This window comes from Sorangium sp. So ce302, from assembly GCF_051530145.1.
GTDB classification, from domain to species: Bacteria; Myxococcota_A; Polyangia; order Polyangiales; family Polyangiaceae; genus Sorangium; species Sorangium cellulosum_B.
Genome location: NZ_CP150326.1, coordinates 5,238,023 through 5,252,668, shown reverse-complemented (window position 1 = coordinate 5,252,668; position 14,646 = coordinate 5,238,023). Strand labels below are relative to the sequence as shown.

Annotated in this window: 7 protein-coding genes; 3 read left to right on the top strand and 4 right to left on the bottom strand. The window is 70.5% G+C overall.

Features of this window, described 5'->3' with window-relative positions; all coding sequences use genetic code 11:
- The first annotated feature begins 127 nt into the window (after window positions 1–127).
- On the top strand, window positions 128–658 hold the full coding sequence (locus WME73_RS19890; protein ID WP_437916743.1) for a hypothetical protein: 531 nt from the start codon (window positions 128–130) through the stop codon (window positions 656–658).
- Window positions 659–721: 63 nt separating this feature from the next.
- Here WME73_RS19890 and WME73_RS19885 read toward each other — a convergent pair whose 3' ends face one another.
- Window positions 722–1,456, bottom strand: coding sequence for a hypothetical protein (locus tag WME73_RS19885; protein WP_437916742.1), 735 nt, complete (start codon window positions 1,454–1,456; stop codon window positions 722–724).
- A gap of 534 nt (window positions 1,457–1,990) precedes the next feature.
- On the opposite strand from WME73_RS19885, the gene WME73_RS19880 reads away from it, so the two are divergent.
- Window positions 1,991–2,752: a hypothetical protein gene (locus WME73_RS19880; RefSeq protein WP_437916741.1), complete on the top strand. Its 762-nt coding sequence runs from the start codon at window positions 1,991–1,993 to the stop codon at window positions 2,750–2,752.
- A gap of 239 nt (window positions 2,753–2,991) precedes the next feature.
- Here WME73_RS19880 and WME73_RS19875 read toward each other — a convergent pair whose 3' ends face one another.
- From WME73_RS19875 to WME73_RS19865, 3 genes are all read right to left on the bottom strand, one after another.
- On the bottom strand, window positions 2,992–9,069 hold the full coding sequence (locus tag WME73_RS19875; RefSeq protein WP_437916740.1) for an AAA family ATPase: 6,078 nt from the start codon (window positions 9,067–9,069) through the stop codon (window positions 2,992–2,994).
- Window positions 9,070–9,364: 295 nt separating this feature from the next.
- A complete protein-coding gene (locus WME73_RS19870; protein ID WP_437916739.1) occupies window positions 9,365–11,242 on the bottom strand; it encodes a serine/threonine protein kinase in 1,878 nt (625 codons plus the stop codon).
- Between the two features lie 156 nt (window positions 11,243–11,398).
- Window positions 11,399–13,207 (bottom strand): tetratricopeptide repeat protein, encoded by a 1,809-nt coding sequence (locus WME73_RS19865; RefSeq protein ID WP_437916738.1) that lies wholly within the window; start codon window positions 13,205–13,207, stop codon window positions 11,399–11,401.
- A 424-nt stretch (window positions 13,208–13,631) separates the two neighbouring features.
- On the opposite strand from WME73_RS19865, the gene WME73_RS19860 reads away from it, so the two are divergent.
- Entirely contained in the window at window positions 13,632–14,603 is a 972-nt protein-coding gene (locus WME73_RS19860; RefSeq protein ID WP_437916737.1) for a family 43 glycosylhydrolase, read from the top strand.
- Window positions 14,604–14,646: the final 43 nt, after the last annotated feature.

Sequence of the window (14,646 nt, the reverse complement as noted above, 5' to 3'; positions counted from 1 at the left end):
GCCCCCAGAGAAATTCCATTGGGACGGCCTCCGTCTCAACGGTGTCGTTCAGACGAAACTCCCCCATCTCGCGAGACTCGGAGTCACTTACGGCGGCGGAACGGCTCCGGGGGCTGTCCATACCGTCATGGTGAGCTTCGGGCAGACCGGGAGTCCCACCCAGGAGCTCAACCTCGGGTACTTCATCGGCGTTGGCGTGGGCAAGGAGAACATGTCGACGATAGAAGACAAGAAGCTGGGGATCCACGCTACATACGAGGCCGGACCGTTCCGTGCAAGCGCGGCCACGAGCTTTCAACTCTACCAAGTGATCGGAGGCGTTCTTCCCATGTTCACCACGACCTTGAGGCCGCAGGGGACGCTTGTCCGGACCACGCACCTCGATCTGTTCCTCGGCGGGGACGTCTATTCCCGTAACCTGAACGTCCAGCTCGGCTTCACGTGCGGATTACGATTCAGGGACATAAGAATCTTCGATCGAAGCATCGACGGGCTCCTGTCGATCACGGAGATGAACACCTGGACGAGCATTCCAGCGCATGGAACCCTCTGGATGGCCTACGTCGAATCACGCCTCGGGATCGTCGTCGATCTGGAGCCCGACAAGGGAGACAAGGGAGAAGCGCGCGACCGGATCCGTGAGTATGGGCAGCTCTGACCGGTCGCGCCAGGGACGCCGCTCGCCTCATCGCCCTCGCTCAGGCCGGCTGTGACGCGGCGCTCAGGGCGCCTCTCCCTCTCCCGTCGCGTCGCTCGCGATCGCCTCCGGCTCCTCCTCCAGCGCCTCCTCGACGGCTTGCGCGGAGGCGGCCCGCGAGAGCAGGCGCGGCGTGACCGACTCGAAATCGTCGCCGTGGAAGTAATAACCCACCTTCCGGAGATCCGGGTGCCGCCGCAGGAGCAGCGTCCACAGCCGATCCCTCGCGTCCTCGGCCGCGCTCTTGTCCTTCTTCTTGACCTCTACCCGGGCTCCCGCCGGGGTCAGGTTCTCGAGCAGCCACTCGCTCGTCCGCCGGAGGTTCTCGATCTCCTCCCTCGTGAACGGGTGGAGCCCCTTGAGCGCGCCCGCGTGCTGCGTGAACAGCGCCGCGAGCTCCATGCCGTCCCGCGCCATATCGTATTTCCCCGAGCCGGCCCGGATCTGCGCGACACGCTCCTTGTCGAGGAGGCCGCGCCGGGCGAAGAGCTCCGCCTGGGTCAGGAGATCCTCGCGCGGCCCGCCGATCTCCTTCAGCGCCTTCTCGATCTCCTTCGGGCCCGCCGCCCGGGGCAGCGCCTCGCGCGCGGCGAACAGGAGCGCCCGCGCGAGGTCCGGCAGCTCCAGGAGCTCGCCGACCGCGATCCTGGGCAGGTGCTCGCGCACGGCCTTCACCTGCTCCTTCGTGCCGAGCACCGCCGCGACGCCGCGCTTCACGTTGACCAGCGCGAGGCGCGGATCGGCGCGGCACGCCTGCACCTCGTCGGAGGGGAGCCCCGCCCCGATCGGCTAGTAGTGCCTGTACAGGGCCTGGTAGCTCCGGGCCCCCTCCTCTCCCCTGGCGTTCGCCGGGGACTTCTCCGGTTGAATCTTGGGTTTCGCCATGGTCTCCGACGCTACCAGGCTCGACCAGGAGCCAGGAAGCCCTCCCGCGCCGGACCTCGAGGCCCCCAATCAGGCACCCCTGCCTGCGCGGGAAGGCGCGCGACCGCTGGAGGAGGCAGGTTTGTATCCCAGACCACACCACACCCCTCGTCTCGCGGCCTATCGTGGGTGCCAGCTCACATCAAAGTCCAGCAGGGCAGTCTGATCTGCCTGATTTTTTGCTTCCGACCGCGCTCCCGGAGCCACGTCTGCCTACTCTCTTACTCCTGGATGCGGCCCGGCAGGCCCTGGTGCATGGCCGTCCCTGTCGTGTGGCTCTCGGCTCACCGTCGTGCGCGCGGCGACCTACCCGCTCACCCCCGGCGTCGCTAGGCTGGCCGCTCCAGACCACCCCGAGCTGCGCTGCCGATGAACCCCACCCTCGATCTCGCTAACCTCGATGTATTCTACGCTTACAGGACCGCTATCCGGCTCCTCAGCCTGGACAGAGTAACGCCCTTCTGGCCCGATCTCGGGCTCCGGCTCGACGGCGTCGAGGAGGTGAAGACGGCCGCACGTCGCTGCTTCCGGGCGGAGATCGAGCTCGAGGCGCTGGAGGACGATGAGCGGGACTTTGACGGCATGATGGCGGTGCACATCGCGGCGTTCCTCACCGACGTGGAGCGCACCCAGGGCACGGCGGCCGCGGCGCAGCTTCGCGCGTGGATCGAGGAGCGCGTGTTCTTCCTCGGACTGGAGCCGGAGTGGCAGATGATGTGGCACGTGCTCGTCGCGTGGCTACCGCGCCGCAAGGAGGACCGCGTCGCGAGCTTCGGACTGCCGCTCGGCAAGGTCGCCAAGCTCTTCGAGATCGCCCGAGCGTGGGCGGAGACCGCGGACGCGCTGGATCGGCGCATCGCCGAGGCGGACGCGCTCCCGCTCGAAGGATGGGACGCCGAGGCCTACGCGGCGTACCGCCGCGACGACCCCGACCTGAGCGCCCTCGCCGGGCTGTCGCAGCGCCTGGCCGCGCCCGCGTTCGAGCGCACCTGGGGTGCGATTCGGCGGCTGCTCGGCCCGGCGGAGATGGACGCGCTCGAGCGCTGGGGTCAGGCGGAGGTCCTGGCCCACATGGAAAGGATCTCGCACCACTCGGCGCGAATCCCGCCAGAGAGCCGCAGCTTGTCATGAGCACGACGCTCACCGTACCTCGGGAACCGCAACGACCCTCGGCGTCAGCGTCTTGGCGGTTCGCGCAGGACTGGACACACTCGCAGACGCTCGACGGCAGCGAATCACAGGACGCACTCGGACCAGGCGCGCTTCCCATTGACGGTGGGTGTGCCGGGCTTCGCCTCGGATCCGCGCTCGGCGCCCCCTCGGCAGGTGGTGCGGGCGCGGAGGTCACGGAGCGCGGCTGCGGTGTCTAGCTAGGCCGGCGCGACGCCGCGCTCGTCCGCCTCCGGTGCGCTCAGCGGGAGCTCCACCACGAACGTCGCCCCGGCGCCCGGCTTGCTCTGCACCCGGATGGATCCGCCGTGCGACGCCACGATCGAGCGCGCGATGTAGAGCCCGAGCCCGATGCCGCCGAAGTTGCGCACCGACACCGCGCGCTCGAAGCGCTCGAAGATCCTGCCCTGATCGGCCTCCGCGATCCCGATCCCCTCATCCCGGATCACGAGCAGCGCGCGATCCGCCTGCCGCCGCACGCCGATGAAAATAGGCCCGCCTGCGCCGTACTTCATCGCGTTCGACAGCAGGTTGATGACGACCTGCTCCAGGCGATCCGGATCCCAGTCCCCGACCGCGGGCGCTCCCAGATCCAGCTGCGTCGGGCAGCGGGCGTCCGCGAGCTGGGGGCGCATCCGCTCGACGACCTCACCCACCAGCGCCGCCAGATCGACCGGCGCCCGCGTGAGCGTCAGCCGCCCGGCGTTCATCCTCGTGACGTCGAGCAGCTCGTCGACAAGGCGCCCGAGCCGCGACGTCTGGCGGCCGAGGATACGGAACATCGCCTCGATCCGCGCCGGGGGAACGCCCGCGAGCGAGCCTCGGCGCAGCAGGCGCTCGGCCGCCTGCACCTGCATCTGCATCGAGGTCAGCGGGGTCTTGAGCTCGTGAGACGCGACGACGAGGAACTCGTCCCGCCGCTCGATCGCCTCCTGGGCCTCGGTGTACAGGCGGGTATTGTCGAGCACGAGCGCCGCGCGGCGCCCCAGCTCCTCGGCCAGCCGCAGGTCGGCGGGGCCGTAGCGGCGCTCGGGCGCGGTCGCCAGCAGGGTCATGACGCCGAAGTACCGGTCGCGCGCGAGCAGCGGAACCCGCAGCAACGCGTGGACGCCGAGCCGCTCCCAGGGGGGCCTGACCCGCGGGTCGAGCGAACGCACCTGCTGCACCAGCGGCGCGGCGCGGCCATCGACCCCCTCGGATCCGGCCGGCGGCGCTTCTGCCAGAGCGCGCAGCGCGTCCTTCAGCGCTTCCAGCTGCTCGCCGGGCACCCCTGCGACAACCGTCGGGCCCGGTGTCCTGTCCGCCGAGAGCACCTCGACGACACACTGATCCGAGAGCTCGGGCACCGGGAGCTGCGCCACGCTCTCGAAGGTCGCGCTGTAGCCGAGGGCCATCAGCTTGCAGCTCGCCTCGGCCAGGAAGTGCTCGGCCTGCTCCGCCCGCTTGCGCTCGGTGATGTCGGTGGAGATGCCGCAGAGCACGCCGGGCATGACCCCCTCGCCGAGAGGGAATTTGATCGACAGGAACGTGTGCAGCCCGTCCTCCAGCGGCACCGTCTCCTCCCACTCCATCGGCGCACCCGCCTCGAGCACCTTCCGCTCGTGCTCGCGGACCACCTCGGCGAAGGGAGCAGGGAAGAGGTCGGCGTCGGTCCTCCCGAGGAGCTGCTCGCTCGGCATGCCCAGGAGGGCGCCCACCTGCCGGTTGGCGAGCAGGAATCGGCCCTCTCTATCCTTGACGTAGACGCTCGCCGCCGAGTTGTCGACGATGGCCTGGAGCATCTGCTGATTGGCCTTGAGCGCCTGCTCCGCCCGACGCCGCTCGGCGTTCTCCTGCTCCACCTCGGCATAGAGCGTCGCGTTCTCCAGCGAGAACGCCGACTGCGAGGCGAGCAGCTCGACGACGCTGAGCCGCCCGGGGGTGAACGCCCCGGTGGCGAGGTTGTTTTCCAGGTAGAGCAGGCCGATGAGCCGGCCCTGGCGCACGATCGGGAGGCACAGCACCGATCTCGGGCGCTTGCGCCGGAAATACTCATCCTCCACGAAGGGGTGCCGGCCGGCGGCGTCGTCGAGCAGCACGCGCTCGTGGCTCCGGCGAACATAGTTGAGGACCGACTGCGGCAACGCCGCCGAAGGCGCCTCGCCCGCATCCAGCAGCCGTACCGCGCCCCCTGGCGTCTCGATCGCCGCGAGCCACAGCTGCTCCTCCCGGACCAGGAGGACACAGCCCTCCTCGGCGCCCGCGTGCTCGACCACGATGCGAAGCAGCATCTCGAGCAGCCGCGAGAGCTTGAGCTCGCCAGAGATGCTCTGCGCGGCCTTCACCACCGACAGGACGTCGAACTGCTCGGCACGTACGGCGAAGGTGACGGTGGGGGCGATCGCCTTGCGCTCGACGAGGTGAGGGTAGCGCTGATCGAGCTGCTCCACCTTGGCGCGGGCGCCCCAGCGGAAGTAGCCGGCGCGGGCGCTTCGCAGGTAGCTGTCGGCGGGTATCGAGAGGCCGCGCGCGCGGTAGAACTCCGCGGCGAGCTCGCAGGCGATGGCCTCATGCTGGACGAAGCCGCCCTCGCGCGCCGCCGCGATGGCCTGCTCGTAGAGCCGGCTGGCCTCCGGCTCGCGCCCCAGGAGCCGGGCGATCTCGGCGCGGACCAGGGCGTGCTTGTGGAGGAAGTTGTCGGGGCCGCTCCTGGCCCACGCGCCGAGCTGCCGCTCGCACTCGAGGAGCTCCTCGGGGAGCTCCCACAGGGCGGATGGCTGCGCCTCGTCCGCGCCGTGCGGCGCGTCGAAGAGGGCCGCGAGCGCGAGCGCGCGATAATAGAAGCTCTCGGCGATGAGCGCGTGCGGACCGACCCTGGGGGGGTGCTCGGCGATCGCGCGGGTCGCCGCCGCGAGCGCCTCTCGGGGAGCGCCGAGCACGAAGAGCGCCTGCGCCTTCAAGCTGTAATAGAAGTCGCGCGCGGCCTCCAGAGCTCCCCCCTCCTCCAGTCGCGCCTCGAAGGCCGGCGTATCCAGCTCGGACCCGTCCGGCATCGAGAAGCGGACCGGCCTCCCGCGCAGCGCCTGGATCATGGCGTGGCCGCCGAGCAGGGCGTTTTGCGCGAACGTGTAACCGACCTTGCGCACGAAGCCGAGGCGCTCCGTGACCTCGTGAAGCACGTCCTCCAGCGCCTCGCCGGAGAGCAGCGGGAACAGCGCGGCCCAGATGCAGTTGAGGCACGCGTTGTTCAGATTGCCGGACTCGACCGCGGCGCCGAAGCCTTCTCGCGTGTACGGATACGTCTCTCTGTAGTGGCGTGTCCAGAAGACGACATAGTGTCCGAAGAGGATGACCACCACCGATTTCGTGGTGAGGAGGCCGCTCTTCTGCGCCAGGTCGTGGCCGAGCCTGCCGAACAGGTGAGCCTCCTGATATCGCCCGAACCTCGAGCTGATCACCATCGCGAAGGCGGCGTACGCGACGGCGGAGTGCTCGGCGTTGCCGTGGCGCAGGCTGAGCTCGACCATGCGCATGACGACGAGGTTGTACAGGTTCGGGTCCACGAAGAACGCAGGGAGGGACACGCTCTGCAGCACGCCCATCGTGATCTTGAACCCCGGGTGCGTCATGGGCGGCAGGTGGATCAGGTCCTCGATGGCCCGATTGCCCAGGGCCCTCCAGACGCTCTCGGTCTCCTCCTCGACCTGTGCGTCGGTGGGGTGGAGCGGCAGATCGACGTCGCACGCGCGGAGGCACAGGAGCGCGATCTCCACCGCGCGGGCGTATTGCCCGCGGGTGACGCTCAGCGCGACGGCGAGCTCGACGACGGTGGCCGTCTCCTGCCGGGTCCTCGCGCGATCCATGAGCTCTTCCACGCGCCCCTCGGCTTCCTCGAAGCCGCCGGTGATGTACGCGATGTGCGCGCGCTCGAAGGTCAGGCCGTAGGTCAGCTCGTGGCGCGTCTCCCACGAGGCCGGCGCGAGCAGCGAGAGGCCAGCCGCGAAGAGCGTGGCGGCGGACTGGAAGGCCGCGGCCGCCTTGGCCTTCCTGCCGGCGCGGAGGTTCAGCGCGGCGACGTCGTCCCGCTCCGCCTGGGAACGGATGAGCGCGGCGCCGCGGTTGAGGTGGCCGACGACGTCGAAGAGCGACTCGTCGCGCTCCTCGGCGCGTTGTGCCTTCAGGAGCAGCCGCCCGATCCGGAGGTGCTTCTCGGCGAGCTGTCCCGCCGGGATGAGCGAGTAAGCGGCTTGCCGCACCCGGTCATGGAGGAACCGATAGGCGCCGCCTCGGCGGAGCAGCAGCCCCTCCCGCACGGCCTCCTCGAGCGCATTGCGGAGCTCCTCCGCCGGACGGCCCGCGACCACCGCGAGCGGGTCGAGGTCCAGGCTGCTGCCGAGACACGCGGCGAGCGTGAGCGCGTCGCGCGTCGGGACCGAGAGCCGCTTCAGCTTGCCCGCCATCAGCTCGACGACGTTGTCGGTGAACCCCTTGTCCCGGATCGCGGCGATGTCCCACCGCCACCTGCCCTCCTCCGCGTCGAAGGTGATGAGCCCCTCCTGGTGCAGCGCGATGAGGAACTGGAGCACGAAGAACGGGTTGCCGCCGGTCTTCTCGTGGACCAGCCGCGAGAGCGGCTCGGCCTGCTCCGCGGGCGCGTGCGGCGCGTGGACCGTCTCGGCGACGAGCGCCCCGACATGGGCGGCCGAGAGCGGCTCGAGGACGAGCTCGGAGACAGCGGCGCCGCGCTTCCGCGCCTCGGCCAGCGTGAGCCGCAGCGGGTGCGCGGGGCCGACCTCGTTGTCGCGGTACGCGCCGATCAGCAGGAGGTGCTCGGACCCGGCGTAGGTGGCGAGCTGCTCGAGCAACTGGAGGCTTCCCGCGTCGGCCCACTGCAGATCGTCGAGGAAGAGCGCGACGGGGTGGTCCTTCTGGGCGCATGCCGAGACGAAGCGCTGGAGCGTCGCGTGCAGCCGGCTCTGGGCCTCGGCGGGCGGCAGCTCGGGCACGGGCGGCTGCGGGCCGAGGAGCAGCGTGAGCTCGGGGAGCACGTCGGCGAGCAACCTGCCGCTCTCGCCGAGGGCCTCGCGGAAACGCTGTCTCCAGCCCTCGACCTGCTCCTCGCTCGCGCAGAGGATCTCCTGAAAGAGCGCCCGGAACGCCTGATGGAAGGCGCTGTAGGGGACGTCCCGCGCGGCTTGCTCGAACTTGCCGGACAGGAAGAAGCCGCGCTCCCTCACCACCGGCCTGTGCAGCTCGGCGACGAGCGACGATTTGCCGATGCCCGAGTAGCCCGACACGAGCACGAGCTCTGGCCGGCCGCTCGCGACCACGCGCTCGAACACGGCGAGCAGCGCCGTAACCTCGCGCTCGCGCCCGTACAGCCGCTGCGGGACCTGGAACCGGTCGGAGAGATCGCGCTCCCCGAGCGCGAAGGGGGGAATGGATCCGCTCGCCCGCCATCTGGCGAAGCACTCGTCCAGGTCGTGCCGCAGGCCCGCCGCGCTCTGATAACGCTCCTCGGCGGCCTTGGAGAGCAGCTTGAGCACCACCGCGGAGAGCTGCCGGGGAATCGAGGGGACGAGCGCGTGCGGCGGGGCCGGCTTCTGCGCGATGTGGCAATAGACCCACGCGACGGGATCGCCGGCCTGGAACGGCAGCGTGCCCGTCAGCATCTCGTAGAAGACGACGCCCAGGGAGTAGAGATCGGTCCGCTGGTCGATCCAGCGGTTCATCCGGCCTGTCTGTTCCGGGGCCATGTAGGCCAGGGTCCCCTCGATGAGCTCGATGTGCTCGAGGTGCTGGAGCTCGCGGGGTATCCGGGACGCAATCCCCAGGTCGGTGATCTTCACCTCGCCGGTGGCGGGGTTGAGGAGCACGTTCTGCGGCTTGATGTCCTTGTGGACGACGTCGTGCCGATGCAGCCCGGCGAGCGCCTCGACCAGGCGGATGGCGACGGGGAAGAAGCGCTCGAGCGGCGTCGGCCCAGCCTGGAGCCGATCGAGCGACACGCCGCCGAAATCCTCCAGGACCAGCGCCGGCTGTTCGCCGAGCATCGCGAGCCCACAGGGCTTGACGATGGCCGTTGTGTCGAGCGCCCGAGCGATCTCGTATTCGTGGCGAAGCCGCTCGGCGGCGCGAGGGCTCGCGTGATCGCGCCGGAGGACCTTGAGCACCACGGGATGGCCGTCGTCCTCGCGTACACCCCGGTAGAGAAGGGTGTCTGAGCCCTCGTAGAGGGTCTCGATGATGGCGTAACGGGACGAAGACCCGTGATCGGACGAGACGGGATTGGTGCCCACGTGAGCCCTGATGCGGGTGATGCGCGACACATGCTGCCATGGTCGGCGCGCGTCGCCAGCGCTTTGAGCGGGCGACCCGCCGGCCCTCATCCGTCCTCCGCGAACCCCGGCGCGCGCCACGCCCCACACCGGCCCCACACCGGCGCCGCCCTGTCGATGACATCGTGGCAGGACCTCTGCCCCGCACGCTGGATCGGGAATGCCGTCACCGTCTGCCGCTCGAAACCATTGGACTCTCCCGGTCGCAACAGGACGTCAGTGCTCGCCTCGCGCGTCGTTCCGCTCGTTCCGCTCGTCAGCGGCGCACAAGCGCCTCGCTCCCCGCCAGCGTGCCGCCCAAGGTCCCCCATCGCCCCGCGAGCTGCCGGCCCGCGATCGCATAGCTGACCACGCCGACCTGCTGGCTCGGCGACCAGCCCACGACGAGCTGGTCGCCCGAGCGGATGCCCACCCCCTTGAGCGCGCCGGTGCTCAGCGCCCACGTGACGGCGTACGTCTCGCCCGTGGGCACGATGACGACCGTACCCTTGCGAGCGCCGTCGACGATCCGGTAGCTGCCGACCAGCCCTTCAGGGCCCTCCAGCTCCTCCGCCATCACCTGGCCGGGCCGGTCCGTGGCGATCCACTGCCCGTGGAGGCGACCGCCGTCGATGCGGTAGGCGGCCGCGCCGTAGGGGCCGCCGCTCGCCCACCCCACGGCGAGCGTCTGCCCCTGCACGAACGCGATCCCCTCGTAGCCCGCGCCCTTCGTGATGATCCAGGAGATGCGGTACGCGTCGCCGCTCCGGGTGAGGAGGACGTTGCCCGAGTAGCTGCCCTGCCCGCCCGGGTTGCGCGACGATACGATGTCGTACGTGCCGGCCAGATCGACGTCGCTGCTCGCCGCGGCGCTCGAGGGCCTGGCCGGCGGCGTCGGCGCCCCGCCCGCGGGCGCATCGCCGCTGCCGTACAGAGGCGCCGGCGGCGCGCTGTCGGCGGCGCGGTCCGCCGCGCGGAGCCGCTGGAAGGCCATGAAGCCGAAGGCCATGAGCGCGGCGACGGCGACCAGCCCGCCGCCTGCGATCGCGAGCAGCAGGCCCCAGGGGGCCCTGCGCGGGGGCAACGCCGGCACCGGGACGAGCGTGCCGCCGGTCATGCCGCCGACGTCGGTGCGGTAGACCCCCGGCTGGGTCGGCGCGGTGGTCGGCCCGGAAGGGCCGGAATACACCGGCGGTGTGGGCATGGATGGCACGGCCGGCAGCGGCGCGGACCTGTGGGCAGCCGCGGCGAGCACGGGATCGAGCGCCGCCATGGCCTGCGCCGCGTCGGCGAAGCGAGCGCGGACGTCGCGGGCGAGGCACCGGGCGAACCAGGCGTCGAAGCCGGGGGGGATCAGGTGCGCGCAGCCGAGCTGCGCGGCGCGGGCGGACGGCGGATCCAGCGGGCCGAAGAGCACCTCGCGCATGAGCGACATGACCGAGGCGCTCTGCCCCCGGCTCGGCTCGACCCAGTAGACGCGCGCGGTGAGCAGGTAGAACGCGAGCAGCCCGAGCGCCCAGACGTCCGACGCCGGGACGACCTGCGCGGCGAGCTCGGTCTGCTCGGGCGCCATCCAGAGCGGCGTCCCGACCGACGCGGTGATCGACGTCGTCGCCCGCGCCTCGGCCACGATCTTCGCGACGCCGAAGTCGAGCACCTTCACCTTGAAGCGGACGTTCTGCTGCCGCGGCCGCGCGATGAAGATGTTCTCGGGCTTGAGATCGCGGTGGACGACGCCCGCGCGGTGCGCCGCGCCGAGCGCGTGGCACAGCTGCCCCATCAGCTCGCGCACCTCGTCGGGCGGCAGCGCGCCGCGCTGCGCCATCACGGCCGAAAGGTCGGCCCCGTCGAGCAGCTCCATGGCCAGCCAGGGCGTCTGCGTCGCGGGATCGACCCCCGCGGCGACGACCTCGACGACGTGATCGCTCTCGATCCGCGCCCCTACCCTCGCCTCCTGCTCGAAGCGCTCGCGGAAGCGCGGGTCCTGCGCGAGCTGCGCGTGCATCAGCTTCACCGCGCGCGGCTTGCCCGTCGAGAGCTGCTCGGCGACGAACACGGCGCCCATGCCCCCCTGGCTCAGGGGGCGGACGACGCGGAAATCGCCCCCGAGGACGGCGCCGGGGGCGAGCGGTGCGGCTGTCGTGGGGTCGGCCATGACGAACGGGAACCCTCCAGGTAACATCGCGTGACGCGGGACGCGCGACGCGCTCCTGTAGCGTACCCAAAGACGCGCGATCCAGGGGCTCCGCGGAGCGCCCGCGCGGCAGGCGGCGCCGCGCGCCAGGGGCGGACCCCGGCGCGCGTGCGGCGGTCAGCGGCGCGGCGTCATGCCCGGCAGGGAGGCCTTCGTGGGCGCATCCTCGAGCGTCTCGATGCGCTCGGCCGTCACGATCCCGCGCTTCGGGTTCGCCGCGGAGCCTTGGCCTTGCCTTTGGAAGATCACTCCATACGTGCCCGTGACCCTCACCTTCGCCCCAGGGCTCGGCAGCGGGTTCGGGAGGTCTGCCCCCGTGAACTCGTCGGCGAGGCGGACGCTCTTCGCCTGGCCCTTCGGGGCCTTGTCGATCGCCTCGATCATCGTATAGATCTGGGCGAAATTCGACGCCCATCCCATGACGTCAATGACCCGCGTCTTCTCGCCCTTCGCGTCGGCGATGGCGAACAAGGGAAGCGGCGACTTGCAATCGATCGGATCACCCTTTCCCGTCCGGTGCACAGCGCACAGCGGCGCCTCCTCGAAATTGGTCCGGACGACGTATCCAACCACCGAAATGGGCTTGCTGGTCACCTCGTCGGAATGAACGCGGCTCCGGAGGTGATGCATGAGACCCCGGACCGTGTACGCGTCGCCGATCTTCACGGGCCCCGTCCATAACGCAGGGATCGCGGGGAGCGACGGCGCCGGCCCTGCGTACGCCGGCCGGGGTTGATAAGGCCCCGGAGGCTCGCCGCACTCCGAAGCGCCCGCGGCTGAGGCTCCAGCGCCCGCGGGCGCTGCGCTCTTCGAGGCCTGCGAGGCGTTCGGCGCGCCGCCGGACGCGGCGCTCGCGTCGCCGGCCGCCGGGACCGTACCCCCGAGCTTCTGAATGAGCGCCGCCGACGTCGCACAGTTGGTCTTGAAGGCTTTCGCGCCAGAGCCCAGGCAACGGCGCGCATAGAACGCGCGGAGGTTCGTCACGCTCTCCGAAACCCTCGGGGGCGCGAGCAGCGCGTAGGACGATCCCAGGCTGAAGAGGGTCATGTCCGCCTCGATGCCCTCAAGGGCTACTGCCTTCGCCGCCTCGAGCTCCGCGACCATCTCCGCCAGGTTTCCTCTGTCTTGATGCACCGACGCGAGCATCGTGTGTGCCGCAAAGAGCGAGCTGTCGCCCGGCTTCGCCCGCCGGACGGCCTCGCGCAGCACCGCCTCCGCCTCCGCGAGTTGATCGAGGCGTTGATAAAGATCGGCCAAGGGGAGGTAATGGCGCAGCGCGTCCGGCTCCCGCCGGATCGCCTCGGTGTAGCGCTCGATCGCCCCGCGCTCGTCGTCGGTCCACAGGAGGACATGTCCGATCCGCTCATGGCAGTCGGCGAGCCAGGGATCGATCTCGAGGCACGTCAGGTAGGCCCTCTTCGCGTCCTCGAAGGAGCCGGCCTTGCGCTTCGCCAGGGCTGCTTGCGCATAGCCGAGCTCGACCCAGTAGGTCGCGAACCTGGGCGCGAGCGCCGTCGCGCGGCGCATCGTCGAGACGACGTCGGCCCACCGGTCGCTCTTCTTGAGGGCCATCGCGAGCTTGAAGAAAATACGGTGGTCGGTCGGGTCGAGCTTTGTGGCCTCTTCGTATTTGGCGATCGCGCCGTTGATATCGGCGGGCGCCATCCGGTCTGCCTCGCGCGCGAGGCGCTGCGCGGGGGTGAGCGGCGGGTCGCACTGGGTGGTGGACGCGCCGGGCGGATTGGCTGCGGACGCAGGGGCCTCCTGGGGTTGCCCCGGCGCGGCCGCGGAGGAGGCCGCGCTGGTCGCTGCTGTGGGAGGAGGAGGTGCGCCGCACCCCGTCGCAGCCAGGGCGACGAGGAGGCAGCTCACGGCGTGCCCAAGGGTGCTGGGGTGGCTACCCGGCTTGATACGTGCCTTCGTCATGCTCTCCGCCTTTCTTACGCCCAGGGGCCCGCCTCTTGGAAGCCCCTGTTCGGAGCTGCCGGTGATCCGCGCGGCTGCGATCAACGACGCGCTGCTTCGTGAAAGGGAGGAAGACCTCCACCTCGACGGGCTCCGGTAAGGCGTCCGCCCATGTCGGTAGCGCGAGACGTAGCTGGTCCACCGTGGACGCGAACAACCAAAGCCCGCAGGCTGTGGAGTGAAGGCGGCCCCTTCGATGCGTGGATAAATTATTGAGCTAGCGTCGCTTTTCCAGGAGGGTGGGCGGATCGCGTAGGGTGTTATATGTCAACCAGCGCGTGCAGCGTGGCTGTACGATGGGACGGCCGCTACAAGGAGTTTGACTTTCGGATCGCGTTTGGATTTCCTCAGCCTCGCTGAGATGGGTTCCTGGAGCTGGCCGAGGTTGCGCCGTCGCTGGCTGCTCGCCCTCACCGCGGCGGTGCCCTCGCTGGCTTCTTGGCGGACGCGGTCGGCGGACGCGGAGGAGCCGGACGAGTCCCGCGCCGGCGATCCCGCCGCGGCCCGCGGCCGCGCGCTCGGCGTCCACGCCGGCGAGTTCGTGCACGTCTACGACCCCAGCGTCGGCGAGAGCGAGCCGTGGTACATCAACGACCACTGCTTCGTGCGGGACGACGCCGGGACCTGGCACATGTTCGGCATCACCCACGCCGAACCGGCGGCCCCGCTGGACGAGCACATCTTCGCCCACGCCACCGCGCCGGACCTGCTCGGGCCGTGGACGAAGCAGCCGCCCGCGCTGACGCTGGACCGCTCCTACTACGGCGAGACCCACCTGTGGGCGCCGCACGTGGTGCATCACGACGGTCTGTACTGGATGTTCTACTGCGGCGGCGGCAACGACCACACGCAGTACGCGATCAGCGTGGCGACCTCGCCGGACCTGTGGACGTGGACCCGGCACCCGGGCGGCCCGCTGTTCCGCGACGGGTACGACGCGCGGGATCCGATGGTGCTACGGCTGGGCGGGCACTGGATCATGTACTACACCGCGACCAGCGACCCCGCCGGCGGCAACCACGTCGTGGCGTACCGGACCAGCGCGGACTTGGTGCACTGGAGCGAGCGCGGGATCGCCTACACCGACCCGGTGGAGGGCACCTGGGGCGGCGGAACGGAGTCGCCGTTCGTCCTGCCGCGGTTCGGCCTGTGGTACCTGTTCATCGGTCCGCGTGGCGGTTACGTCGGTACCGACGTGTTCGTCAGCCTGAACCCGCGCCATTTCGAGACCGGGTGGACCGCCGGGCACGTCGCCTCGCACGCCGCCGAGGTCATCGAGGCCGAGGGCTCCTGGTGGGTCAGCTCCGCCGGATGGGGTCGAGGCGGCGTCTACATCGCCCCGCTGGAGTGGAAGTGATGCTCGGGGTTGCGTCGCTGGGGTGGTTGCGTGGCGGAACCTC

Coding starts and splice junctions, on each gene's coding strand:
- WME73_RS19890 (WP_437916743.1), top strand. CDS start 128: ATGGTGAGCTTCGGGCAGACCGGGAGTCCCACCCAGGAGCTCAACCTC.
- WME73_RS19880 (WP_437916741.1), top strand. CDS start 1,991: ATGAACCCCACCCTCGATCTCGCTAACCTCGATGTATTCTACGCTTAC.
- WME73_RS19870 (WP_437916739.1), bottom strand. CDS start 11,242: ATGGCCGACCCCACGACAGCCGCACCGCTCGCCCCCGGCGCCGTCCTC.
- WME73_RS19865 (WP_437916738.1), bottom strand. CDS start 13,207: ATGACGAAGGCACGTATCAAGCCGGGTAGCCACCCCAGCACCCTTGGG.